The organism is Paraburkholderia sp. Clong3 (genome assembly GCF_050436485.1).
In the GTDB taxonomy this organism is placed as follows: Bacteria; Pseudomonadota; Gammaproteobacteria; order Burkholderiales; family Burkholderiaceae; genus Paraburkholderia; species Paraburkholderia tuberum.
In genome coordinates this window covers 472671-497276 of record NZ_JBNDMH010000002.1, presented here as the reverse complement: position 1 = coordinate 497276, position 24606 = coordinate 472671, and the positions used below count along the sequence as shown (strand labels likewise).

Below are 24606 nucleotides of genomic sequence, written 5' to 3'. Positions count from 1 at the left end.
ATCCGTGGCGGTTGCGTCGCCGGTTCGCGACGGCCTGACCGACGCCGAGTCCGGCGTGCGGGTGGCGTGCGAGCGGCCTGCCCCGCCGCTCGCAGTGCGCTTCCTGGCCGCCACAGGACCGCCGCCTCACCTCCCGGACGCTCCCACGCGCGCCGCGCGCCCCGAATCCACTGCGAAAGCGCGCCCCCGCGCCGGTATAATGTCGGACTTCGCGGCGGCGCCTTGCCCGAACCGGCAGCGCGCCTGTCGCAGGGCGACGGGGCTCCGTCAGCCAGCCGAAGCACGCCGTCGCGCGCCCCTCCGCGCGAGCGCTTCGCCCCGCCTGCCAAACCGTCTGTCCCGACCTGATTCCCGATCCCAATCTCGACCCAACGTTCGACCGACCATGACTGCCAAACTGATCGACGGCCTCGCCCTCTCCAAGACCCTGCGCGCCGACGTCGCGGCGCGCGCCGCCGCCCTGACCGCCCGCGGCCATCAGCCGGGCCTCGCCGTGATTCTGGTCGGCGACAATCCGGCCAGCGAAGTGTATGTGCGCAACAAGGTGAAGGCCTGCCACGACAACGGCCTCGGTTCGTCGTTCGACCGCTATCCGGCCGATCTGCCCGAAGCCGACCTGCTCGCGCGCATCGACGAGCTGAATCGCGATCCGGCCATCCACGGCATTCTCGTGCAGCTGCCGCTGCCGAAGCACATCGACAGCCACAAGGTGATCGAGGCGATCGCGCCCGAGAAGGACGTCGACGGTTTCCACGTCGCCAATGCGGGCGCGCTGATGACGGGTCAGCCGCTGTTCCGTCCGTGCACGCCGTACGGCGTGATGAAGATGTTCGCGGCCTACGGCATCGATCTGAAGGGCGCGAACGCGGTCGTGATCGGCCGCTCGAACATCGTCGGCAAGCCGATGGCGCTGCTGCTGCTCGAAGCGGGCGCGACCGTCACGATCTGCCACAGCAAGACGCGCGATCTGGCCGCGCACACGCGCAACGCCGACGTCGTGGTCGCCGCGACCGGTCTGCGCAACATCCTGACCGCGGACATGGTGAAGCCGGGCGCGACCGTGATCGACGTCGGCATGAATCGCGACGACGCCGGCAAGCTGTGCGGCGACGTCGACTTCGCGGGTGTCAAGGAAGTGGCCGGCCATATCACGCCGGTGCCGGGCGGCGTCGGCCCGATGACGATCACGATGCTGCTCGTCAACACGATCGAAGCGGCCGAGCGCGAGGCGGACGCGGCCAAGGCGTAACCGCCGGGCGGTGAGCGCGAGGCGGAGTGAGGCGACTCATCCGTCTCGTCCACCGGGTCATCACCCGCCCTTCTCTCTCACAGAACCCCCGCCTCCTTACCGCGTCGCCGGATCCCGCGGCCCACGCCCTGCCCCAACGCGCGCCCAGCGCGCCGCAACATCTGTTAATTTGTCAGCCGATGGATTGGAATCGGCGCCCCGCGCCCCAATAATGTCCGTAGCCGGTGCCGCCATGCGCCGTGCGCCGGGCGTCGAGCGACCCCAGCACGAGACGGCACGCGCGAGCGCCGCACCGCCCCCTTCACCCGCGTCAGACAGGAAGCCTTATGTCCACTACCGCCACGCATCAAGACAACCCGCTCCTCGATTTTTCCGATCTGCCGCGCTTTGGCTCCATCCGACCCGAACACGTGACGCCCGCCCTCGACGTGCTGCTCGCCGACGCGGCGGCCGCCGTCGAGCGTGCCGCGCTGCCGGCCACGCCCGCGTCGTGGGCCGACGTCGTCGAACCGGTCGAGCGCGCCACCGAGCCGCTGTCGCGCGCGTGGAGCGTGATCGGTCATCTCAATGCCGTCGCCGATACGCCCGAGCTACGCGCCGTGTACGGCGAGAACCTGCCGCGCGTGACCGAGTTCTGGTCGAGCGTCGGCCAGAATCTCGCGCTCTACGAGAAGTACAAGGCACTGAACGCCAGCGACGAATTCGCATCGCTGAACGGCGAACGCAAGAAGATCCTCAGCAACGCGCTGCGTGATTTCCGTCTGTCGGGCGCCGAGTTGCCGGAAGACCAGAAGCCGCGTTTCGCCGAATTGCAGGAGCGCCAGGCGGCGCTGTCGAAGGCGTTTTCGGATCACGTGCTCGATGCGACCAACGCGTATGCGTACATCGTCGATGCGGGCAACGAAACGCAACTGGCGGGACTGCCCGAAGACGTGATCGAAGCCGCGAAGGAAGCCGCCGAGCGAGACGGCAAGACTGGCTACAAGTTCACGCTGCACTTCCCGTCTTATTTCCCGGTCATGCAGTACTCGGAAAACCGTCCGATGCGCGAAGCGATGTATCGCGCCTATGTGACGCGCGCGTCCGAGCTCGGCGCGCAATACGGCAACGGCAAGACCGAGTGGGACAACACCCAGGTGCTCGCCGACGAACTGAAGCTGCGCGCCGAAGAAGCGCAGATGCTCGGCTACGGCAACTTCGCCGAAGTGTCGCTCGCGCCGAAGATGGCCGAATCGCCGGCGCAGGTAATGGCCTTCCTCGAAGACCTCGCGACGCGCGCGCGTCCGCATGCCGAGCAGGACTGGAAAGAGCTGCGCGAATTTGCCGCGAGCGAACTCGGCATGACCGATCTGCAGCCGTGGGACATGACGTTCGCCGCCGAGCGCCTGCGCCAGAAGCGCTATTCGTTCTCGGAAAACGAAGTGAAGCAGTACTTCCCGGAAGACGCGGTGTTCAAGGGCCTGTTCAAGGTCACCGAGACGCTGTTTGGCGTGCGCATCCGCCGCGACGAAGCGGCCGTCTGGCATCCGGACGTGCGCTTCTTCCGCGTCGAGAATCAGGACGGCGGCCTCGTCGCGCAGTTCTATCTCGACCTGTATGCACGCGAAGGCAAGCGCGGCGGCGCCTGGATGGACGACGCACGCGGTCGTCACAAGCTCGCGCATGGCGCGGTGCAAACGCCGGTCGCGTATCTGACCTGTAATTTCTCGGCGCCGGTCGGCGGCAAGCCCGCCTGCTTCACGCACGACGAAGTGATCACGCTGTTCCATGAGTTCGGCCACGGCTTGCATCACATGCTCACGCGCGTCGATGAGCTCGGCGTGTCGGGCATCAACGGCGTCGAATGGGATGCGGTCGAGCTGCCTTCGCAGTTCATGGAGAACTTCTGCTGGGAGTGGGACGTGCTGTCCGACATGACCTCGCACGTCGATACCGCGAAGCCGCTGCCGCGCGAGCTGTTCGACAAGATGCTCGCCGCGAAGAACTTCCAGAGCGGCCTCGGCACGCTGCGGCAGATCGTGTTCTCGATGTTCGACATGCAACTGCATACCGGCTTCGACGCGAACGGCGCGAAGAGCGCCAACGAACTCGCGCGCGAAATCAACGAACGCTTCCACGTCGTGCCGCAAGCGCCGTTCTCGCGCTGGCCGAATACGTTCAGCCATATTTTCGCGGGCGGTTACGCGGCCGGCTACTACAGCTACAAGTGGGCCGAAGTGCTGTCGGCCGACGCGTACGCGGCGTTCGAGGAAGCCGCGCAAGCCGCGGGCAGCGTGCTCGATCAGTCGACCGGCATGCGTTATCGTCGCGAGATTCTCGAAGTGGGCGGCAGCCGTCCGGCGATGGAATCGTTCAAGGCGTTCCGTGGCCGCGAGCCGAATATCGATGCGCTGCTACGGCATAACGGCATGGCGCCGGGTGCCGCGCACTGAGCGATTGAAACGTCGCGATGATCGTTCGTTCGGCCTGGATGCGATGGCGCTGAATGAACGATGCCGATAGAAAAACCGGCGGTCTGCTCGCGCAGGCCGCCGGTTTGTCATTGATGCGCGAGATATGTCGCTACGCGCGATGCAGCTTGAAATCGACCTGCTCAGGCCGCCCTTCGAGCGATAACGACACGCTCGCGGCCGGCGCGCGGCCGACCACCCTGCCCCGGCTCACCACCACGAGCCGCGCGGCGCGCAGACGGATCGCCTCGATCTCGTCGCGCGCATCGAGCACGACGAGATTGGCCGCGCATCCGGGCGCGATGCCATAGTCTTCCAGACCGAGAATGCGCGCCGCGTTCACGGTCACCGCGTCGAAACAGGCGTGCATGCCGTCGACGCTGGTCATCTGCGCAACATGCAGGCCCATCTGCGCGACTTCGAGCATGTCGGCCGAACCGAGGCTGTACCACGGGTCCATCACGCAGTCGTGGCCGAACGCGACCGTGATGCCCGCGGCCAGCATCTCCGGTACCCGCGTCATGCCGCGCCGTTTCGGGTACGTGTCGCTGCGGCCTTGCAGCGTGATGTTGATCAGCGGATTCGCGATCGCCGCGACGCCCGACTCGCGAATCAACGGCAACAGCTTGCTCACGTAGTAGTTGTCCATCGAATGCATCGACGTCAGGTGCGAACCGGCGACACGTCCGTGCAGGCCGAGCCGGTGCGTTTCGGCCGCGAGCGTTTCGATGTGGCGCGATAGCGGATCGTCCGATTCGTCGCAATGCATATCGACGCGCAAACCCTTTTCGGCCGCGTACTCGCACAGCATGCGCACCGACTGCGCGCCGTCGGCCATCGTCCGCTCGAAATGCGGAATGCCGCCGACCACGTCGACGCCCATGTCGATCGCGCGCTTCAGATTATCGAACGCGCCGGCGCTGCGCAGCAGACCGTCTTGCGGGAAGGCAACCAATTGCAGATCGAGATACGGCGCGACGCGGCGCTTCACTTCGAGCAATGCCTCGACCGCGAGCAGACGCGGATCGCACACGTCGACGTGGCTGCGGATCGCGAGCAGGCCGCGCGCGACCGCCCAATCGCAATACTGCATCGCGCGTTCGATCAACGCTTGCTGCGTGAGCTCGGGCTTCAGCTCGCCCCATAGCGCGATGCCTTCGAGCAGCGTGCCCGACGCGTTCACGCGCGGCAAACCGTACGACAGCGTCGCGTCCATATGGAAATGCGGGTCGACGAACGGCGGCGTGACGAGCGAACCGGCCGCGTCGATTTCGTCGCGCGCGCTCGCTGCCAGGTTCGGCTCGATGGCGACGATACGGCCCGCGTCGATGCCGATGTCGATTGGGGACTGGTGATGCGGGGACAGCTGGGCGGCACTGCGCGGCAGCGTCGCGTGGCGGATGATCAGATCCATGTTCGCTCCGGTTGATCGCGTTCGGACTCGCTACGATTCTATCGGCGCCAGAAAAATGCGGGCACCGATGCGTACCGGCGCGCAGGCCGAAATCCGTACCGGCTGCGCGCGATGCGACGCGCCTATACTCGCCGTTTCGGCCATGCATTGACGGAGCGTACAGATGAAAACGATCGGCGTGATCGGCGGAATGAGCTGGGAGTCGTCCACCGAGTATTACCGGCTGCTGAACCGCCACGCGAAGGCGCGGCTCGGCGGCCATCACAACGCGCGCAGTCTTCTGCTGACCGTCGATTTCGCGTCGATCGAGGCGAACCAGCGCGCCGGCGACTGGCACGCGCTCGGCGAACAGATGGCCGACGCCGCGCGCCAGCTCGAACGCGGCGGCGCCGATCTCGTGATTCTTGCGACGAACACGATGCATCGCGTGTGCGAATCGATCGAGCAGGCGATCACGGTGCCGTTCCTGCACATCGCCGATCCGACCGGCGCGGCGCTGCGCGCGGCGGGCGTCGAGCGGGTGGGCCTGCTCGGCACGCGCTACACGATGGAGCAGACGTTCTATATGGGCCGGCTGCGCGAGCGCTATGGACTCGACACGCTCGTGCCTGATGAGGACGAACGCGCGGACGTGCACCGCATCATTTACGACGAGCTATGCCACGGTAACGTGGCCGACGCGTCGCGCAAGGTTTATCGACGCGTGATCGAGCATCTGGCCGCGCGTGGCGCGCAGGCGGTGATACTCGGCTGCACCGAGATCACGCTGCTGATCAAGCCCGAAGATTCGGTGCTGCCGGTGTTCGATACCACTGCGTTGCATGCGCAGGCGGCGGTGGAGTGGGCGATCGGGGCGGAGTGAAAATGGGCGCGGGGCTCTGGTTTTGCGCCGGAAGGAAAACAGATTCGCCTCCCTTTGGCGGTGAGAGAAGGCGCGAGTCGAAAGCGATAGATCGACACTGAGAACGTCCCGTGCATAGACGTCGGACCGCACCGAACTGTCCGCAACTGGCAACAAGCCGATTATTCGCTCAGAACGCGCTGGATCTCGTCGAGAAAAGAGGCGGTTGTGTAGCCCCAGCCTTCGGGACGAAACCCCCTCCTGAACACCTGTTTGAAAGTGGCGTCCAGGTCACTCGGATGTTCGCTCCTGAACGAGTCAATTTCGCGAATCAAATTTTCATAATCGTAAGGGCTGTCTTTCTTGTAACACGCGACAATTTCTTGCACGTTCTCCCCGAACAGGTCGAAGTCCTGGCCGAAATACACATTAAAAATATGCTCCATTGCTGGATAGCGCTCGGAGTAACTCATTGATTTCTCATTCAGGGTAGGCGGTAAGGACGTAATATGGCATGCCGTTATAGGTTTCGTATTTCAGGACGACGAACACCTGGTTTATGCGCGTGAGTGTGCCTGTTTCCCGCGTCACTCCATATCCAATGTCGCCTGAGACGACTTTGGTTACCATGATCGTCGCGCTTCGAGTCGAAGACTGCGCCCACGTCCTGATTCTTCCGGCATTGGCATCCACTGCTTCAGAAATGGCACGTTCGGCCTGCTCGAGATTTGTGAATGACGACACGATGTCTCGCCCGGACTCGCGTTTCAGCCGCTCCCTGAGCCATGCTTCGTTCTTACCAACATGCTTCTGGAGCGTGTGCCCTCCGAGCCTTGGATTGAGCGCTTTCGCCTCGTGCATTTGCAGATGGATCCGGCCCATCGTAACGCTGGCCGCACGTGCTGCCTTGATCGAGCCAGCAAAGCCGAACGGCACGGCCATCTCGATAGACAGGCCGATCTGGCCTGCCAGGTCAGGGCTGACCCGCATCGCCTCTGCCAGCTTTGTCGTGCCATGCTGAGTCAGGCTGGCGGTATCGCGCCCTATCCAGACCTGACGCAGGCCCGCCGCGGCCGTGTCCGAACCATGCGCCCCGAACACTACACACCCGGCCTTGCTTGCCATCGTCGGTTCGGGCAACACGCACAGCGCTGCCGCTCCGGCCATTTCAAGCACCCCGCCGACAACCTGCAAACCGCCCCACAGACGGTTGGAAAGCATTTCGGTGGGGCTAATCGACTGGCGAGCCAGTACGGCCGACAGTTGCGGGGCGCTCAGTCGTACGCTCCCACTACTTTCCTGAGCCGGTGGAAGAAGCATTGCGCCTTGACAATAAATGACAGTTTTTCAGAGTTTGCCGGATTGAATCGGGACGGCTCGCAGGGTAAAAGCGTTCAGGGGCGAAATGAGTCCCGCATCGCGGCCTTTCACCACTATTGCAGTCCCGATGTACCGGGCCGCGTCTCCCCGACAACCAGCAAGGAGGCCAGCCGATGGCGGACCTGCAAGCCGCACTGCACGCCATACCAGGGCGGCAGGCGTATCACCTCGACGTACCCGGCACGGACAGCGCGCCGGCCCTGTCGGTCGTGTCGTTCGAGGCCACCGAAAGGATGGGTGCGCCGACCGAGGTGCGCATTACGCTGACCCACCCTCAGCAGCTTGCGCGCGCGGACTACCTGAACCGCGACGCGGCGTTTTCCATCGTGGCCGACGATGGGGCCATGCGCAAGTTTTCCGGGTTCATCGCGCGCTTCTCGACGGTCCAGACCACGAAGGATTTCACGAAGTACGAAGTTCTCCTGAAGTCGTACTTCGGACGGCTTGAGGCCGTCACGACCACGCAGCCTTACCAGCACCTCACGACACCGCAGATCATCCAGGCCATCCTGCGCCGGCACGGTATCCCGGATCACCTGGTGGCGTTGCGCCTGCGCCGCCAGTATCCGGTTCACCTGTGGCGCTTCCAGTACCAGACGAACGATCTGGCCTATGTCCAGATGCTGATGCAGAAGGCGGGCATCTACAGCTACATCGTGGAAACGGAACATGGCGACATGACGGTCTTTGCCGATGACTTGGATCACTACCTTTACGACGAGCCGCAACGGATCGTGCCGTACCGCGAGGCGGCGGGACTCGAAGCGGACGGTGTGGAAGCCGTCACGACTATCAGGACCCATACCGTGACGGTGCCGCAGTCGTTCACGGTCGCGGACTATAACCCTGAGAGCGCCTGGGAACGTTTCCGCGACACGGCGAATGTCGCGCCTCAGGACCCGACCACCTACGGCCAGCCTTATCTCTACGGCACGAATCACCTTGACCAAGCGGGTGCGAAGTGGGAGGTGCAGCTCCGCCACGAAGCGGCGATTGCGCGGCAGGTCGTGTACGAAAGCGAGAGTAACGTGCTGGCGTTGCAGTGCGCGAGCGTGCTGGAGACCGATATCGTGCTGCCCGACGCGCCCAAAGGCCAGGTCATTGTCGAGCTCACGCACAGCGGCGCACGCGATGCGTCCTATTCGAACAGCTTCAAGGCGATTCCCGCTGACCGGCGTTTCCGGCTCCAGTTCGAGCCGGAAAAGTGGGCTCGCATTTCCGGCGCGCTCTCTGCCCGAATTTGCAGCCCGGACAAATACACCTATGGCTACCTGAACGCGGCGGGCTACTACGTGGTTCGGCTTGATGCCGACTTCGGCACCTGGCCCAAGGGTGGCGAGAGCGTGCCTCTGCGTCTCGCAAACACGACACGTCAGGAAGGGCGAAGCCATGCCGCAGCTTGTCATGAACGATCCCCGACCCATTCCGTTCCTCGACGCATTGCTCGGCATGCGCGTGCACCGTACCAATGCGACGTGGAGCCTTGTCGCCTGCGGCGAGCAGACGTAGGGGCGGCTCGGAACGCGAGCAAGTAGTAAGAGTGACTAACGCAATCTGGGCATTGTTCATAGGACTTTGAGAGGACCCGTGGTCTTGACTATAACTATTCTCGTCATCCTCGTCGCGGTGCTGCTGTGGCGGTACTCTGTTGCCTCCAAGGCGTTGTCGGCAAGCAGGAAGGAGTCCACTGACCTAAGCGCGCGCTTCGAAGTGTTGCGAACGGTGAAAGAGGAAAACGACGCTACTAATGCGCATGCAATAGCTGCCTTGAGGGAGCAACTGGCAGCAACAACGGCCGACAGGGACTCCCTTTCCCAGTTTGTCAGCATACGCGACACCTCGGTCGAGGCCGATCGCATCAGAGCCGAAGCGGCACAAATCCTGAACTTCGCCAAGAGCAAATCAACCGCATCGCTCGCGGCCACAGAGGAAGAGGTCACGCGACTGATGGCAGAGGCGAACGCTGCGGCCAGACAGAAGCGTGGCGAGGCGGAGCAGATGATTTCTCGCGCCAGCATGCAAGCAGCAAAGGTTATCGAGGATGCCAGCAAAAGAGCGGAGGAAATTGGCGGCGATGCCCTGCGCGCGCTACAGGACGCCGACAGCCTGACGGCGACTGTTGCCGCAATGAAAAACGTTATCGATGGCTATGGGGACTCCTACATGATCCCCAGCCACAGTTTGCTGGACGACCTCGCGGAGACCTACTCGCATACGGAAGCAGGAAAACAGCTCAAGGTCGCACGCGACTATTCGAAATTGATGGCAACGCAGAACCGCGCGGCTGAGTGCAACTACGTCGAAAAAATCCGCCGTGACACCGCTATCAGGTTTGTTGTCGACGCTTTCAACGGTAAGGTGGACTCCATCCTTTCTCGTGCCAAGGTAGACAACTTCGGCACGTTGCAACAGGAAATCAAGGATGCCGCCGCACTGGTGAACCACAATGGGGCGGCGTTCCGGAGCGCGCGAATTCTGAAGGAGTACATTGGCGCGCGCATCGAGGAACTGGTCTGGGCGGTGCGCACACACGAACTTCGCGAGCGAGAAAAGGAAGAGCAACGGCAGATTCGCGAGCAGATGCGTGAGGAGGAGAAAGCTCGTAGGGAGTACGAACGCGCGATGCGTGAGGCTGCGAGGGAGGAGGACCTGATTCGACGCGCGATGGAAAAGGCGCACGGCCAGATTGCGCGCGCAACGGAAGAGCAAAAGGCGCAGTTCGAAGCTCAGCTTGCAGAGCTTGAAGAAAAGCTGCGCCAGGCGGAGGAAAAGAATCAGCGTGCGCTTTCGATGGCGCAGCAGACGAAGGCTGGGCACGTCTACATCATTTCAAACATCGGCTCGTTTGGCGATCACGTTTACAAGGTTGGCCTGACCCGCCGTCTTGAACCTATGGATCGCGTCCGGGAGCTTGGTGACGCGAGCGTGCCATTCTCGTTCGATGTGCACGCCATGATCTGGTCCGAGAATGCTCCTGACCTCGAACGGACGCTGCATCGCAAGTTCTTCGAGGCGCAGGTCAACAAGGTGAATCCGCGCAAGGAATTTTTCCGCGTCGGGCTTGCGGATTTGCGTGCGACGGTAGAAGACATGGGACTGAATGTGTCGTGGACAATGACCGCCGCTGCTACGGAGTATCGCGAAAGTCTTTCGATTGCGCGCCAGATTGAGGCAGACCCGGAGCGGCGAGACAGGTGGTTCAGTCAACAGAATGCTTACGAGGCAGGCTTGGAGGGCGACGAGGAGAGTGAGCTTGAATCCGCATCACGGTAAGCGAACCGTTTCACAACTTCGGGCGAGGGATTATTGCGGCTAGAGCGGGAACACGAATCAAAATAATGCGTTTGACACCGATTCAGTTGATGTTTCCGATCACGTTTCCAATTTTCATGAAAATCACTTTTCAGATATCCAAAGCAAAATTGGCTACAGCACTCGCTCTTGCGATAGCCGCATTGGCGGTGACGCCGGTTTATGCTCGCAACTCGACGGCAGACGACTGGACCCAGCCAGACGAGGCCGACCTGACGCGCCACGGTCACTACATGAACCACGATGGCCATAATGTGCACGCTCCCTCAAGAACGAAAGATGGCGCTGTTCCTCCGGGCGCTACGGCCCATTGCGGTGACGGAAGCTACAGCTTCAGCCAGCATCGTTCGGGTACCTGCTCGCGGCACGGTGGTGTCGCCGAATGGGAATAGTTTGGCACTCAGCTCGCGGGCGCAGCTATCGGCCTGAAGGGCTCGGTGCCGTCCCGCTTCGGTGCGTACAGCTATGACGTACTCGCCGGTACCCCGGTCTATGCACCGGCCGGTTTCCCCGTGCCGGGCGTGACGCTCGGCTTTCAGGTGATCGGGCCAGTTCTAGTCATAAATGTATAGGTGCGAGCACGATGTGCGACGAGGATTTATCCGGTGTTCAAGTGAAAATGCACGTTCCTTCAGCTTGCTAAACTATTGCCCAGCCAAGAATAAGGAGAAACGAAGGTGGAGAATGTCGCGCGCATTGAAACGCACTACTACTTAAAGCATAACTCGTATTGCATGGACGCGTTCGTCCGAAATCGCTGCGAAGCGGAGTTTTTGGCCGCCGTGTCCTACATTGCCCAATGTTTGGGAGCAGAGCTTAGATTTGAGGCAAGCGTCCCTACGGAGGGCGGGTTTCGTGACATATGGAGGGTCGTGGTCCGCAAGGACAATAGGACTCTCACGGTACCCATTCTGGGCACACTTCTCTCTCTAGCCGTGCAGATTTGGCTTGCCCCGGCAAAGCCGAACGAGGAATTGGAGAGGCAGCAGTTGGAGATCAATCGCCTGAACATCGAGCACTTGAAAACGGAAAACCGGCGATCCGAACTGGAGGTTCAGAAGCTCCAGCGTGAGTTGAATACGGGCACTCCAACAACCAGTCGTCCGTTGCCGCCCGACGCAACAGCCAAGAAATCCAAATCGTCGTCAATCTACATTAAACTGGCTCAGCCCGAACAGTTGCTGTCGCCGAGTACATTCGGAGCGGACAAGCTCAGCCGTCTGAGCCTGCAAATGGACGCGAAGCTCAACCGCCGACGTTCCAATTTCTATAGGCAACTCCTTTCCTACAACTCCGTTACTGCTGTTGGCTTCCGGTGGTTACCTCAGGACGAACCGGCGCCAGAAGAGCAGGTTGTTCAGCGGGCGGATTTTTCGAACTTTGTGCTGCAAAGCGACAAGCTGGCGCCTGAGGTCAACGAGGCGATCATAGAGATTGTGGCACCGGTCATAACTCACGGCGATATCCAGTGGAAAGGGCGTTGGAATGACCAAGCCATTTCATTCACCATGGACGACAAGGCGTACAAGGAAGAGGTCTTGCATAACCGTGTCAGTTTTCAGCACGGGGATTCGATCCGGTGTGTGCTTGAAAGCGAGCGCAAACTCGACGAGTTTGGCAACGCTAAGGTAACGGGCCACCGCGTCACCACGGTGCTCGACAAAATTGAAGGAAGTGGTGAGATTCGCGAGACGCCACAGGGACGTAAGAAGCGCTTTGAAAAACGGCACGCCGACGGTCAATTCGGCTTGTTCGACGGTGAGAATGTTTGGGGTACCTGGTGAGTGGCCGGAATACACCGGCCTTGAACCGGTTACACCTAGGTTACACGACGCCAGAAATGCAAAAAAGGGTTACACGCCAGCGCGCTGTAACCCTTTGATTTCATTGGTTGCGGGGGTAGGATTTGAACCTACGACCTTCGGGTTATGAGCCCGACGAGCTGCCAGACTGCTCCACCCCGCGTCAGAGAAAAAAGAGTATATCGGATCGCTGACACAACGTCAAATGTTGGCGCGAAATACATATCGAGTGCGATCGAGCAAGCGGCACATTCGCGCGGCGCGATGCGTCGCACGCGCTACGAAACATCGCAACGGCAAGTTGCACACTCCCCGCTCGCGCACGCGATAAGATGCGGGACTACCGCGAATCGGAGCAACTGGCCGGGACTTCATTCATCGAGCCTCGCCCGCGCGAACGCAACAACGCAAGAAGCTATCTTCATCTTTGAGCGGAACTTGATATGACGTACCCACCCGATGCAATTCTTGGTGCGCTGCCCGTGAACCTCTTTGCTCAAGTTGCGCAGGCATCGGCACCCGTGCACGAGGAATCAACACGGCATTTAAATTCTTTTGCCGGGAGCACGGTCGCTCATGCTCATGCGTATTGCGCCATGAGTCGTCCCTTCGTGCTTCCAATCGATCATTTATTTGCGTAAGCGGGGATACCCGTTCACGCGATACACCATTTCTTTCAATCAAGACGGTTCATCTTGCTGCGCGCGGTGTGCGGCTTTCCTGCTCGGACGAACGCATCTTCCTGCGGCGGCTGTTGCTTTATTTGCGCGACCACGGTCAACGCCGCTCACCGGATTTGCGGACGGCAAATTTAAAGACATAAAAACGATTGGCGAGCTTTGCAACCGGCTATGCCTGGAGGAAGCTGTGGGCCTGAAGTAACATCGGCTATAACCGCCCTGCCGATAGTGGCCACATCAGTGAGACCGCCATGACACTTCTATCTTTGGTCTTGCATCCTTCCAGGCGTCTCATCTCAGGTTCCCGGTATCGCGGCGCTTCGAAGGTCGCGGCTTCGCGCGCGAAGGGTTGAGCAACGCAATCGACCACGTCTTTAGCACGCTGCAACTGCGTCACGTAATGGCGAATTACCGGCCCGACAATCTGCGCAGCGCGCGACTCCTCGAGCGGCTCGGCTTTGAAAACGAAGGCCTCGCGCGTGCGTCTCTGAAGATCGACGGCGCGTGAGCCGATCATGTGCTGACATCGCGAATCAACTCGCGCGACTGACGCCGATAGCCATGCAAGCGCCGCAGCGCGCCGCGCGGCCCTTGCTGCGCGACCACCGCCACCGCCTGAAACGCGACCGGCGCAAACACCAGCCCGAGCAAGGTCGCCGTCACGACGCCGCCGAACACGCCCGTACCGATCGACCGGCGGCTTTCCGCACCGCCGCCGCTCGCCAGCACCAGCGGCACGACGCCCAGCAGGAACGCCGACGACGTCATCACGATCGGGCGAAATCGCGCGCCCGCCGCGCGTATCACCGCGCGCGTCAGCGGCACGCCGCGTAGGCTCAGGTCGCGCGCGAATTGCACGATCAGAATCGCGTTTTTCGCGGACAAGCCGATCACTGTGATCATCCCAACCTTGAAGTAGACGTCGTTCGGCATGCCGCGCATCAGCATCGCCGCAATGGCGCCGACTACGCCAAGCGGTACGACCATCAACACCGCGAGCGGAATCGTCCAGCTTTCGTATAGCGCGGCCAGCGCCATGAACACCGCCAGCAGCGACAGTCCGAGCAGCAACGGCGTCAGCCGCGCCGCCGCGCGTTCTTCGCGCGCCGCATCGACCCAGTCGAACGCGATGCCCGCAGGCAAGCTCGCCGCGAGCCGCTCCATCGCCTCCATCGCCGCCCCCGAACTGACACCGCTCGCCGCACGGCCGTTCAGATCGAGCGACGGATAGCCGTTGTAGCGCGTCAATGCGACTGGCCCGATGGTCCAGCGGCGCGTCGCAACCGACGACAGCGGCACCATCGCGCCCGACTGGTTCGGCACCGACAACGCCAGCAGATCGGTTTCCGTCATCCGCGTCGACGCATCGCCCGCCACCAGGACGCGGCGCATCCGGCCACCCGCCGGAAAATCGTCGACGTAGTACGAGCCAAAGGTGCTGCCGAGCACGTCCGCAATCCGGTCGAACGATAGGCCGAGCGCGTACGCCTTCGCGCGGTCCACGTCGAGTTCGATACGCGGCGCGTCGGGCAGATCCTCGAAATGAATCGACGCCAGCGACGGATCGGCCTTCGCGCGCTCGGCAAGCTGGTCGCGGGCGGCCTTCAACGCGTCGCGGCCCAAGCCGCCGCGATCTTCGAGCCGGAACGTGAAGCCGTCCGAATGCCCGACGCCCGGCACCGACGGCGGCAATTGCGCCTGCACGTTGCCGTCGAGAATCCGGCTGAACGACCGGTTCAACGTGTCGCGCAGCGTCATCGCATCAACGCCGCGCTGGCCCCAGTCTTTCAGCGTGACGAATGACATCGCTACGTTCTGTCCGTTGCCCTCGAAACTCCAGCCGATCACGCTTGTCACGTTCGCCACCGCCGTTTGCATGCGCAAAATCGACTCGGTCTTTTCGACGACGGCGAGCGTGCGCGCCTGCGTCGCGCCAGCCGGCAACTGGATCATCACCTGCAGCTGGCCCTGGTCTTCGACGGGCAGGAAGCCGCCCGGCATCCGCCAGTACAACGCGCCGCACAGCAGCAGCAAGACGGCATACACCGCGAGCAGCGGCCCGACCCTGCGCATCGCGGCGGCCGTCATGGCCCGGTAGGCGCGCGACGCGCGATCAAAGCCCTGTTCGAAACGCGTCGAGAGGCGCGCGGCAACGCCACGCAAACCGCGTCGCGCGTCACGCTGACGGACCGATTGCGCAGGCGCGCTCAGCAGGTTCGCGCACAACGCGGGCGTCAACGAAAGCGCCATGAAAGACGACACCAGCATCGACGCAATCATCGCGACCGCGAATTGCCGGTAAATCCCACCGACGCCGCCAGGAAAGAACGCCATCGGCACGAACACGGCGGTCAGCACCGCCGTCACGCCGACGATCGCACCGCCGATCTGTTTCATCGCTTTCAATGTCGCGTCGCGCGGCGCCATGCCCTCTTCGTCCATCACGCGATGCACGCTCTCGACCACCACGATCGCGTCGTCGACCAGAATGCCGATCGCCAGCACGAGGCCGAACATCGTGAACACGTTGATCGACAAGCCGAATGCGTACATCGTGACAAACGCACCCATCAGCGTGACCGGAATCACCACTGTCGGCACCAGCGCGTAGTGCAGATCGCGCAGGAACAGCCACATCACGAGAAACACCAGCAAGATCGCCTCGGCCAGCGTGATCAGCACTTCGCGAATCGCAACGTTGACGAAGCGCGCGCTATCGAACGGCACCTGAACCGCGACGCCCGGCGGCAAACGGCTCGCCAGTTCCGCGAGCCGCGCCCGAATCGCGTCCGATGTTTCGAGCGCGTTGCCGCGCGGCCCGAGTTGAATCCCGACCGTCGCCGACGGCTTGCCGTTCAGGCGCGACCAGAACGTATAGTTGTCGCGGCCGATCTCGACCCGCGCGACGTCGGCAAGCCGCACGGCCGAGCCGTCGGGGTGCGCTTTCAGCACGATCTGGCCGAATTCCTCCGGCGACAGCAACTGCCCTTTGACGTTCACCGACGCGCTCAGCTGCTGGCCGTCCACCAACGGCGCGTCGCCGAGTGTGCCTGCCGCGACGCTCGCGTTTTGCGCGGCAATCGCGGCGTTGACGTCGGACGCGGCGAGGCCGAATTCGCGCAGCTTCATCGGATCGAGCCAGACGCGCAACGCTTCGTCGGCGTCCCACAGTTGCGCGGAACCGACGCCCGGCGCGCGCTTCAGTTCGCGCATGATGTCGCGGCTGAGGATGTCGCTCAGTTGCGCGGAATCGCGCGTGCCATCGGTGGATGTCAGCGCGACCAGCATCAGGAACGTGTTGGCGGCCTTGAAAACGCTGATACCCTGCTGCACCACCTGTTGCGGCAAACGCGGCTCGACCTGCTTGAGCCGGTTCTGCACGTCCATCATCGCGATATCGGGGTTGGTGCCGGGCGCGAAGGTCGCCGCGATTTCAAGGTTGCCGAGGCCGTCGCTGGCGGTTTCGTAGTAAAGCATCCCGTCGGCACCGTCGAGACTTTCTTCGATGATGCTGCCAACGTTCGCATCCACGGCTTCTGTCGATGCGCCCGGATAGACAGCGTCGATCACGATACGCGGCGGCGCGAGTCGTGGATATTGCGCGACCGGCAGTTGCGTCAACGCGAGCGCGCCCGCGATGATTACCGCAAGCGCCAGAATCCACGCAAACACCGGTCGGTCGATAAAAAAGGCGGCCAAGGCATGCTCACGCGTGTGGGTTCGGTGCGGGCGCGACCGGCGAAGCGAACACCGGCGCATCGGCGAAACGGGCCATATGGAATGCATCGACCAGCTTGCCGTCGCGCATCGCGAACGCTGGCGAGCGTCCTTCCTCGACGAAACCGAAGCGCCGGTACAGAGCGATCGCGCGGTGGTTGTCGACGAACACGGTCAACTCCAGCCGACGCAGGCCGAGCAGCGTATCCGCGCACTCGACGGCCGCCGCGAGCAGCGCCGTGCCGATGCCGCGCCCGACGTAATCGTCATGCACGCAGAGACCGATTCCCGCGCAATGCGCCATCCGGTGCATGCGCGGCAACACGTCGATCATCCCGACCACGCGACCGCCCACCTCCGCGCACAGTCCGAGCGTGTTCGCGGGCATTTTTTCGAGCCAGCTCCCGACCGTCGCGTTCGAGCGATACGGCGTCTGCAACGTGCCATGCCGCGCGCCGGGGCAGTTCATCAACGAAGTGATCGCGTCGAGGTCGGACACTTCGCGGGCGCGGATAATCACATGCGCCGTGTCGGGTTTCAACGAGACGTTCATACGGCCGCCTCGATTTCCGCTTGCAGATGACCCATCGGCGCGCGTAAGCGGCCCATGAACACCGAGTCGATCAGCATGCCGTCGCGCAGCACGGCGCCGCGAAGGGTCGCTTCGTGCGAAAAACCGAACTTGCGATACAGCGCAATCGCGCGATGGTTGTCGGCGAACACGTTCAGCTCGAGACGGCGCAGCCCGTACCAGTTGTCGGCGGCATCGATCAGTTCGGCCATCAGCCGCGTGCCGACGCCCTTGCCCTGCCAGTCGTCGTGCACGCTGATACCCAGCCAGCCGCTATGCGCGCGACGCAGCGCGCCCGGATGCAGATCGGCCGCGCCGACCAGCGTATCGCCCACCAGCGCTGCAATCGCCATCGACGGCGCCGCGAGCTTCGCGAGCCAGCCTTGAGTCTGCTGCAAGGTCGGATACGGACGCATCGGGTTCTGGCGCATCACACCGGGGCATGAACGCAGCGCGTGGAATTGCGCGGCGTCGTCCGGATCCAGCGGCCTGATGCTCATCTCGACCGGTTCGGCCCCGAACCGTGTCGTGCTCTCAAATATTGTCTTTGGTTCTGTCATTGTTATGGCCTTCAATCTGTCATCGGAAACTCGCTCACAGCGTCAGTTCGAACGAGCGTGCCAGCAAGCCGGGTAGTTTCCAGCCGCCGGTCTGCCGCTCGCCCTCCGTTCCATCGTTCAGCAGCAGTTCCGGCCGGGCGTCGAGACGTTCGAGTTCGCTCGACAGCAAACGGTACAGGCTGTCGTCGAAACGCATCGCGTCGACCGGCGCGACGATCTGGCCGCGTTCGACCCAGAACGTCGCGAAACGCGTCATGCCGGTCAACCGGCAATTCATCCGGTCAGAAAAATTCACGTACCAGAGATTGCCGACATACAGCCCGGTATCGAGTGCGGCAAGGATATCGGCGGCGTCGAGATCGCCGCCAGCCATCGCCAGCGACTCGGGCGTTTCGCTGGCGAGCGCGCCGTTCGGCGTCAATCCGTATTCGCGCGCGCTACGGGCGTTGGTCAGTTGCCCGGCGTTGCGGCCGTCGTGAATCAACGGCACGCTGTCGCGCTGATAACCGTCTTCGTTGAAGCGCGGCGTGATATTCAGGCTCAGGTCTTCGGTCATCGACACGCGCGGATCGAGCGCGACTTCGCCGCTGTGCAGCCGGTAAAACGGGCTGCGCGCGGTGGCGTTCGCGCGCGCGGAAAACCCGCCCCACGACGCCGTGCCGACCAGTTCCTGCATCGCCGACGGCGCCAGATACGTGCGATACCGCCCCGGCGACAACGCGCGCGGCGTGTGTCCAAGCACCGGCAAACGTGCGGCGGCCTGTTCTACCTTCGCGGCGAACACGCTGTCGTCCCAGTGGTCGCCGGTGTACGTGCTTTTGATCGCACGGCCGCTCGGGTCGTACAACGACCAGCTAAAGCTGAAGTTGCTGACTTCGTACCAGCCGCGACTGCCGCGCGACGACGCGAAGCCGCGCACCATCAAGCCACCTGCATGGAAGCCGACGAAATCGAGTCCGCGCGCGCTTTCGGTGGCGATCCGCAACAGTGCGTCGGGCGCGGGCAGCTTGCCGCTGCGGCGCGTCGATTGGGTCCATTGGGTGGCGTCGTACAACAGATGCGGGTCGTCGGGCGCATCGCGCAAGCCGTCGCGCAACGTATTCAGCGCATCGGCGATATCGCGCAGGTCCGTCGCCGGATCGCCGCATACCGTGAAGCTCGAATACGCCTGCCTGGCGCCGTCGATCAGGCGGACGGTCAGTTTGCCTTGCGACACCTGGCCGATCTGCCGAACCTTGCCACCGTTGAAGCGGATAAAGTCGGATTGCTCCGCCGACAGCCGCGTCAACGCCACTTCGTCGCCGCTGAGCAACGTGTCGATCGCATCGGCGAGCAGCGCGAAATGCGCGTGCCAATCCGGCGACTGCGCGTTCGAGGCGAAATCGAAGCCGCTCGATGCATTGACTGCATGGGTTGTAGTCATCGCGCGCCTCCGAATACATCGACATGCGTGAACACGCACGGCGGCGACGCATGGCCGACGCGCACCAGTTGCACCGGTTCGCCTTTGCCGCACATCGACGTGCCGAACACTTCGCGCGTGCCGGCATTGCCGACCGCGCTCAGGCTGCGCCAGAAATTCGCGGATATGCCGCGATAATTCGGTTGCTTGACGATTTGCGTGAGCTTGCCGTTTTCGATCAACTGGCCGAACTCGCAGCCGAATTGAAACTTGTTGCGGTGATCGTCGATCGACCACGACGTATTGGTGCGCATCAGGATGCCGTGTTCGATGCCGGAAATCATTTCGCCCAGCGTGCTGGTTCCCGGTTCGATATTCAGGTTCGCCATCCGGTCGATCGGCGCGCGATTCCAGCTCGACGCACGCGAATTCGCGACGCCCGCCATCTTTGCGCGCTGTTGCGACAGCGCGCCACCGAGCGGACGTTCGAGCACGCCATCGCGAATCAGATACTGTTTGCGCGCTTCAGTGCCGTCGTCGTCGAATGCGTACGACGCGGCTTCTTCGCGCAACGACGGATCGAATGTCACGTTGAGCAGTTCCGAGCCGTAACGGTAAGTGCCGAACATCTCCGGCTTCACGAAACTCCATCCGGCGAAGTTGCGTTCGTCGCCGAGAATCCGGTCGAGTTCGAGCGGATGCCCGATCGATTCGTGAATCTGCAACATCATCTGATCGGGCATCAGCAGCAGGTCGCGCGGACCAGACGGACAGTTCGGCGCGGCCAGCAAGGTCAGCGCGTCGGTGGCGAGCCGCACGCCTGCGCCGTCGAACGCGTAACGGTCCAGCACTTCGGCGCCGCCTTGCGCGAGCGTGCCGTAATTGCCCCCGAGCGTGCGCACCTGCGTGTCGCCGTTCGCGTGCGCCGCGACGCTCATTTCCGGCATCACGAGGCAAAAGCGCTGGTCGATTCGCGCGCCGTCGCCGGTCAGATAAACCTGTTCGGTGCGCGTGATCTGCACGGATGCCGTGCGCTCGACGATCCGGTCGTCGATTTTCGCGGCGGCGCATTCGTGCGCGAGACGCGCGAGCCATTCGCCGCGCGTCGGCAGCAGCTGGTCGGCATTGGGCGAGACATACGCGCCGCTGCGCGCTTCGCGCGACACCGCGCGATGGTCGATCAGCGATGCGCCGGCGCTCGCCAGCGCACGTTGCGTCGCGATATCGAGCGCAGCCTGCAAGCCCGCGATGGACAGATCCGTGCTCGCCGCATAGCCCGCGCCCGCGCCGGCCCACGCGGTCAGCATGGCGCCGTGTTCGCGCTGCGTGCGCAGCGGCTGCGCGACGTCGTTGCGCACTTCGTGGTCGTCGATCTGTTCATCGACAATCCGTAAGGACCAGAACGCCGCGGTGCTCTTCAACGCACGGGCGGCCTGCGTCCAGCGCGATTCACTCATTGCAGCACCTCGGGTTCGTCGTGCTCCGGCGCGATCATCGACGCGGCGAGCAACGACTGCGTATAAGGATGTGACGGCGCATGCAGCACGTCGAGCGTGTCTCCCGCCTCGACCACGCGGCCGTTCGTCATCACGATCACGCGATGCGCCATCGCACGCATCACCGCCAGATCATGGGTGATCAATAGATAGCTTAACCGGTACTTCTTCTGCAAGCCCGCCAACAACTTAAGCACCTGTTGCTGGATCGACACATCGAGCGCGCTGGTCGGTTCGTCGAGAATCAGCACTTCCGGTTCGACCGCCAACGCACGCGCGATCGCTATGCGCTGCCGCTGCCCGCCGGAAAACTCGTGCGGATAGCGCAGCATCGATTCTTGCGGCATGCCCACTTCTTCGAGCATCGTCCCCACCCGCGCGCGGCGCGTGCGCGCGTCGATTTCCGGCCGGTGCACCTCGATCCATTCCCCGACGATCTGCTCGACCGTCATACGCGGCGATAGCGACCCGAACGGGTCCTGAAACACCACCTGCATCCGCGAGTACAACGCCCGGCGCGAGTTCGCGCCGCGCAATGCCGACAACGGCGCGCCGTCGATATGGATATGACCGGCGGCGGGCCGTTGCAGACCGAGCAGCGTCGCCGCCAGCGTCGATTTTCCGGAGCCCGATTCGCCGACCACGCCGAGCGTCTCACCGCGACGCAGCGTCAGATCGACCTCGTGCACTGCGCGAAACGTCGAACCGCTGAACAGCGAGCGCCAGCCTTTCGCGGCCGTCCGGTAATCGACCGCGAGGCCTTGCACCTCGAGCACCCGACGCGCGTGCGGTTCGATCGGCTCGATCTCGCGATGCGGTTCGCTGTCGAGCAAGCGCTGCGTGTAAGGATGCTGCGGCGCTGCGAACAGCGCCTGGGTCGTATTGGTTTCGACCAGCACACCCTTTTCCATTACCGCCACGCGTTGGGCGAAGCGGCGCACGAGATTCAGGTCGTGCGTGATCAGCAGCACCGCCATGCCGCGATCGGCGGCTTCCTGTTCCTGCAACTCGATCAGCAGATCGACGATCTGCTGACGCACGGTGACGTCGAGCGCGGTAGTGGGTTCGTCGGCGAGCAGCAGGCGCGGACGGCACGCGAGCGCCATCGCGATCATCGCGCGCTGGCGTTGTCCGCCGGATAGTTGATGCGGGTAGCTGTCGATCCGCCGTTCCGGCTCGGGAATGCCGGTACGGCGCAGCAGTTCGATGCCGCGGGCGCGCGCCGCGTTCGACCACAAACCCTCGTGCAAACGCAGGCTTTCGGCGATCTGCTGACCGATCGTGAACAGCGGATTGAGCGCGGTCATCGGCTCCTGAAACACCATCGCGACGTCGGCGCCGCGAATCCCGCGCATCTGCTGCTCGGTTTTCTGTAATAGATCGACGCCGTCGAGACGGCGGATCTGGCCGCTGGTCTGCGCATGTTCGACGAGGCGCAGGATCGACAGCGCCGTGACGCTCTTGCCCGAACCGGATTCGCCGACCAGCGCAACCCGCTCGCCGCGCCCGATCGTCAGATTCAGTTCGCGAACCGCGACCTTGTCGCCGAAACGGATCGAGAACGTGTCGATTTCCAGCAAAGGCTTGTGCAACGTTGCGTCGCCCATCACTTCCTCCCGCCGAACGCCGACCCGCGCGAACGCGTGTCGAGCGCATTGCGCAACGCGTCGCCCATGAACGTCAGCAGCAACAACGTGATCACCAGCGCGGCAAACGCAGATACCGAAATCCACCATGCGTCGAGGTTGTTCTTGCCTTCCTGAAGCAGTTCGCCCAGGCTCGGCGTGGGCGGTGCGACACCCAGCCCCAGAAAGTCCAGACTCGTCAGCGACAGAATCGCGGCGCTCATCCGGAACGGCAGGAAGGTGATCACCGGCGTCATGCTGTTCGGCAGCAGATGACGCCAGATGATCTGCCAGTTGCTCAAACCCATCGTGCGCGCGGCGCGAACGTAATCGAGCGAACGGTTGCGCAGGAATTCGGCGCGCACATAGTCGGACAACACCAGCCAGCCGAACATCGACAGCAGGATAAACAGCAGCCACAAACTCGGCTCGAAGATCGACGCGAAGATGATCAGCAGATACAGGTCCGGCATCGAACTCCATACTTCGATCAGGCGCTGCCCGATCAGGTCGGTGCGGCCGCCGTAAAAGCCTTGCAACGCACCCGCCAGCACGCCCAGCACGATACCCGACACCGTCAGCGCAAGCGCCATCAACACCGACAGCCTGAAGCCGTACAGCAATCGCGACAGCACGTCGCGGCCGTATTGATCGGTGCCGAGCCAGTTGGTCGCGGACGGCGACGCCGGAAACGGCCGCGTCGCGAAGTAATCGATCGTGTCGTAGTGGTAGTGATTCGGCGGGTAGATCGCGAAGTTGCCTTTCTCCGTCAACTGCTTGCGGATAAACGGATCGAGATAGTTCGCGCGGGTCGGAAAATCGCCGCCGAACAGCGTTTCCGGATAGTCCTTCACGATCGGAAAATAGTCATGGCCGTCGTAACGGACCATCAGCGGCCGGTCATTCGCGAGCACTTCGCCGAGCAGGCTCAGCACGAACAGCGTCGCGAACACGATCAGGCTCCAGTAACCGAGCTTCTGCCGGCGGAAACGCTGCCATACGCGTCGCCCAGGCGACACGGACACCGGCAACGCGCCGGGCGGCAGCTTATCGGTCCAGGCTGTTGAACTGGATGCGGGGGTCGACGAGGACATAGCAGACGTCAGCAATGAGTTTGGTCACGAGACCAATCAGCGTGAACAGGAACAGCGAACCCAGCACGACCGGATAGTCGCGGCGGATCACCGAGTCATAAGACAGTTGGCCCATGCCGTCGAGCGAAAACAGCGTTTCGATCAGCAGGTTGCCGTTCAGGAAGGCGCCGATAAACGCGGCGGGCAGTCCGGTCAGCAGCGGAATCGCGGCGTTGCGCAATACGTGCTTCCACAGCACGTCACGCTTGGGCGCGCCTTTCGCCCGCGCGGTCAGCACGTATTGACGACCAATCTCTTCGAGAAACGTATTCTTGGTCAGGATCGTGACGATCGCGAAGTTGCCAACCACCGACGCCGTCACCGGCAACACGATGTGCCATAGATAATCGAGCACCTTGCCGAACGCGCTGAGTTCGTCGAAGTTATCGGACGTGAGGCCGCGCATCGGAAAGACCTGCCAGAACGTGCCGCCGCCAAACAGCATCAGCAGCAGCACGCCGAACACGAAGCCCGGAATCGCGTAGCCGGTCAGCACCATCACGCTGGTGGCGGTATCGAAGCGCGAGCCGTTGCGCACCGCTTTCGCGATCCCGAGCGGCACCGACACGATGTAGGTCAGCACGACCGTCCATAAGCCGAGCGTGATCGACACCGGCAGTTTCGAGCGGATCACCGCCCATACGCTCTGATGGTGATAGTAGGACTGGCCGAGATCGAAACGCGCGTAGTCCCTCAGCATCTTCAGATAGCGCGTCAGCGGCGGTTTGTCGAAGCCGAACTGCTTCCTGATCTGCTCGATCTGCTGCGGATCGACGCCCTGGCTGCCGTGATACGCGCTGCCGCCGCCTCCGCCTTCGCCGCCGCGCTGCTGGCCGTGACGCAACTGCGTCATCATCTGTTCGACCGGGCCGCCCGGCACGAACTGCGTCACGAAGAAAGTCAGCGTAACGACGCCGATCAGCGTCGGGATCATCAGCAGCAGACGTTTGACGATGTAGATAAACATAAGCCCC

Annotated in this window: 18 protein-coding genes, 1 tRNA gene and 1 pseudogene; 8 read left to right on the top strand and 12 right to left on the bottom strand. The window is 62.9% G+C overall.

Annotation, left to right across the window (positions count from 1 at the left end; all coding sequences use genetic code 11):
• Window positions 1-385: 385 nt before the first annotated feature.
• A complete protein-coding gene (gene folD / locus OKW30_RS06560) occupies window positions 386-1249 on the top strand; it encodes a bifunctional methylenetetrahydrofolate dehydrogenase/methenyltetrahydrofolate cyclohydrolase FolD (protein ID WP_090800818.1) in 864 nt (287 codons plus the stop codon).
• Window positions 1250-1575: 326 nt separating this feature from the next.
• Window positions 1576-3681, top strand: coding sequence for a M3 family metallopeptidase (locus OKW30_RS06555; RefSeq protein WP_184057356.1), 2106 nt, complete (start codon window positions 1576-1578; stop codon window positions 3679-3681).
• Window positions 3682-3811: 130 nt separating this feature from the next.
• Here OKW30_RS06555 and OKW30_RS06550 read toward each other — a convergent pair whose 3' ends face one another.
• Window positions 3812-5113, bottom strand: coding sequence for an amidohydrolase family protein (locus OKW30_RS06550; RefSeq protein WP_429346299.1), 1302 nt, complete (start codon window positions 5111-5113; stop codon window positions 3812-3814).
• Between the two features lie 163 nt (window positions 5114-5276).
• Between OKW30_RS06550 and OKW30_RS06545 the strand changes: the two genes are divergently transcribed.
• Window positions 5277-5975, top strand: coding sequence for an aspartate/glutamate racemase family protein (locus OKW30_RS06545; protein WP_429346298.1), 699 nt, complete (start codon window positions 5277-5279; stop codon window positions 5973-5975).
• A gap of 161 nt (window positions 5976-6136) precedes the next feature.
• Here OKW30_RS06545 and OKW30_RS06540 read toward each other — a convergent pair whose 3' ends face one another.
• On the bottom strand, window positions 6137-6427 hold the full coding sequence (locus OKW30_RS06540; RefSeq protein WP_184067505.1) for a contact-dependent growth inhibition system immunity protein: 291 nt from the start codon (window positions 6425-6427) through the stop codon (window positions 6137-6139).
• A gap of 7 nt (window positions 6428-6434) precedes the next feature.
• Window positions 6435-7274 (bottom strand): RNase A-like domain-containing protein, encoded by an 840-nt coding sequence (locus tag OKW30_RS06535; protein ID WP_429346297.1) that lies wholly within the window; start codon window positions 7272-7274, stop codon window positions 6435-6437.
• A gap of 173 nt (window positions 7275-7447) precedes the next feature.
• On the opposite strand from OKW30_RS06535, the pseudogene OKW30_RS06530 reads away from it, so the two are divergent.
• From OKW30_RS06530 to OKW30_RS06515, 4 genes and pseudogenes are all read left to right on the top strand, one after another.
• Window positions 7448-8695: pseudogene (locus OKW30_RS06530) on the top strand (type VI secretion system Vgr family protein); the annotation flags it as partial.
• 226 nt (window positions 8696-8921) lie between these two features.
• Window positions 8922-10607 carry a DUF4041 domain-containing protein gene (locus tag OKW30_RS06525; RefSeq protein WP_311539830.1) on the top strand — a complete coding sequence of 562 codons (1686 nt, stop codon included), beginning with the start codon at window positions 8922-8924 and terminating at the stop codon, window positions 10605-10607.
• A gap of 116 nt (window positions 10608-10723) precedes the next feature.
• The gene (locus OKW30_RS06520) at window positions 10724-11038 is read left to right on the top strand and encodes a DUF3761 domain-containing protein (RefSeq protein WP_184068046.1); all 315 of its coding nucleotides are present in this window, start codon (window positions 10724-10726) and stop codon (window positions 11036-11038) included.
• 480 nt (window positions 11039-11518) lie between these two features.
• Window positions 11519-12430 carry a hypothetical protein gene (locus OKW30_RS06515; protein ID WP_184067499.1) on the top strand — a complete coding sequence of 304 codons (912 nt, stop codon included), beginning with the start codon at window positions 11519-11521 and terminating at the stop codon, window positions 12428-12430.
• Between the two features lie 104 nt (window positions 12431-12534).
• On the opposite strand, the gene OKW30_RS06510 is transcribed toward OKW30_RS06515, so the two are convergent.
• Window positions 12535-12611, bottom strand: a tRNA-Met gene (locus tag OKW30_RS06510).
• A 779-nt stretch (window positions 12612-13390) separates the two neighbouring features.
• Between OKW30_RS06510 and OKW30_RS06505 the strand changes: the two genes are divergently transcribed.
• Window positions 13391-13636 (top strand): GNAT family N-acetyltransferase, encoded by a 246-nt coding sequence (locus OKW30_RS06505; RefSeq protein WP_429347732.1) that lies wholly within the window; start codon window positions 13391-13393, stop codon window positions 13634-13636.
• Window positions 13637-13641: 5 nt separating this feature from the next.
• On the opposite strand, the gene OKW30_RS06500 is transcribed toward OKW30_RS06505, so the two are convergent.
• From OKW30_RS06500 to OKW30_RS06465, 8 genes are all read right to left on the bottom strand, one after another.
• On the bottom strand, window positions 13642-16827 hold the full coding sequence (locus OKW30_RS06500) for a multidrug efflux RND transporter permease subunit (protein ID WP_429346296.1): 3186 nt from the start codon (window positions 16825-16827) through the stop codon (window positions 13642-13644).
• A gap of 7 nt (window positions 16828-16834) precedes the next feature.
• Window positions 16835-17398, bottom strand: a complete 564-nt coding sequence (locus tag OKW30_RS06495) for a GNAT family N-acetyltransferase (protein WP_429346295.1) — start codon at window positions 17396-17398, stop codon at window positions 16835-16837.
• Entirely contained in the window at window positions 17395-17916 is a 522-nt protein-coding gene (locus tag OKW30_RS06490; RefSeq protein WP_429346294.1) for a GNAT family N-acetyltransferase, read from the bottom strand. Before OKW30_RS06490 ends, OKW30_RS06495 begins: the two co-directional genes overlap by 4 nt.
• Before the next feature lie 94 nt (window positions 17917-18010).
• Window positions 18011-19399 carry a TldD/PmbA family protein gene (locus OKW30_RS06485; protein ID WP_429346293.1) on the bottom strand — a complete coding sequence of 463 codons (1389 nt, stop codon included), beginning with the start codon at window positions 19397-19399 and terminating at the stop codon, window positions 18011-18013.
• Window positions 19396-20835, bottom strand: a complete 1440-nt coding sequence (locus tag OKW30_RS06480; protein ID WP_429346292.1) for a TldD/PmbA family protein — start codon at window positions 20833-20835, stop codon at window positions 19396-19398. Before OKW30_RS06480 ends, OKW30_RS06485 begins: the two co-directional genes overlap by 4 nt.
• Entirely contained in the window at window positions 20832-22481 is a 1650-nt protein-coding gene (locus OKW30_RS06475) for an ABC transporter ATP-binding protein (protein ID WP_429346291.1), read from the bottom strand. Before OKW30_RS06475 ends, OKW30_RS06480 begins: the two co-directional genes overlap by 4 nt.
• On the bottom strand, window positions 22481-23593 hold the full coding sequence (locus tag OKW30_RS06470) for an ABC transporter permease (protein ID WP_429346290.1): 1113 nt from the start codon (window positions 23591-23593) through the stop codon (window positions 22481-22483). Before OKW30_RS06470 ends, OKW30_RS06475 begins: the two co-directional genes overlap by 1 nt.
• Window positions 23547-24599 carry a microcin C ABC transporter permease YejB gene (locus OKW30_RS06465; protein WP_429346289.1) on the bottom strand — a complete coding sequence of 351 codons (1053 nt, stop codon included), beginning with the start codon at window positions 24597-24599 and terminating at the stop codon, window positions 23547-23549. The genes OKW30_RS06470 and OKW30_RS06465 overlap by 47 nt, the downstream gene beginning before the upstream one ends.
• Window positions 24600-24606 lie beyond the last annotated feature (7 nt).

Coding starts and splice junctions, on each gene's coding strand:
- folD (WP_090800818.1), top strand. CDS start 386: ATGACTGCCAAACTGATCGACGGCCTCGCCCTCTCCAAGACCCTGCGC.
- OKW30_RS06555 (WP_184057356.1), top strand. CDS start 1,576: ATGTCCACTACCGCCACGCATCAAGACAACCCGCTCCTCGATTTTTCC.
- OKW30_RS06550 (WP_429346299.1), bottom strand. CDS start 5,113: ATGGATCTGATCATCCGCCACGCGACGCTGCCGCGCAGTGCCGCCCAG.
- OKW30_RS06545 (WP_429346298.1), top strand. CDS start 5,277: ATGAAAACGATCGGCGTGATCGGCGGAATGAGCTGGGAGTCGTCCACC.
- OKW30_RS06540 (WP_184067505.1), bottom strand. CDS start 6,427: ATGAGTTACTCCGAGCGCTATCCAGCAATGGAGCATATTTTTAATGTG.
- OKW30_RS06535 (WP_429346297.1), bottom strand. CDS start 7,274: ATGCTTCTTCCACCGGCTCAGGAAAGTAGTGGGAGCGTACGACTGAGC.
- OKW30_RS06520 (WP_184068046.1), top strand. CDS start 10,724: ATGAAAATCACTTTTCAGATATCCAAAGCAAAATTGGCTACAGCACTC.
- OKW30_RS06495 (WP_429346295.1), bottom strand. CDS start 17,398: ATGAACGTCTCGTTGAAACCCGACACGGCGCATGTGATTATCCGCGCC.
- OKW30_RS06490 (WP_429346294.1), bottom strand. CDS start 17,916: ATGAGCATCAGGCCGCTGGATCCGGACGACGCCGCGCAATTCCACGCG.
- OKW30_RS06485 (WP_429346293.1), bottom strand. CDS start 19,399: ATGACTACAACCCATGCAGTCAATGCATCGAGCGGCTTCGATTTCGCC.
- OKW30_RS06480 (WP_429346292.1), bottom strand. CDS start 20,835: ATGAGTGAATCGCGCTGGACGCAGGCCGCCCGTGCGTTGAAGAGCACC.
- OKW30_RS06475 (WP_429346291.1), bottom strand. CDS start 22,481: ATGGGCGACGCAACGTTGCACAAGCCTTTGCTGGAAATCGACACGTTC.
- OKW30_RS06470 (WP_429346290.1), bottom strand. CDS start 23,593: ATGTCCTCGTCGACCCCCGCATCCAGTTCAACAGCCTGGACCGATAAG.
- OKW30_RS06465 (WP_429346289.1), bottom strand. CDS start 24,599: ATGTTTATCTACATCGTCAAACGTCTGCTGCTGATGATCCCGACGCTG.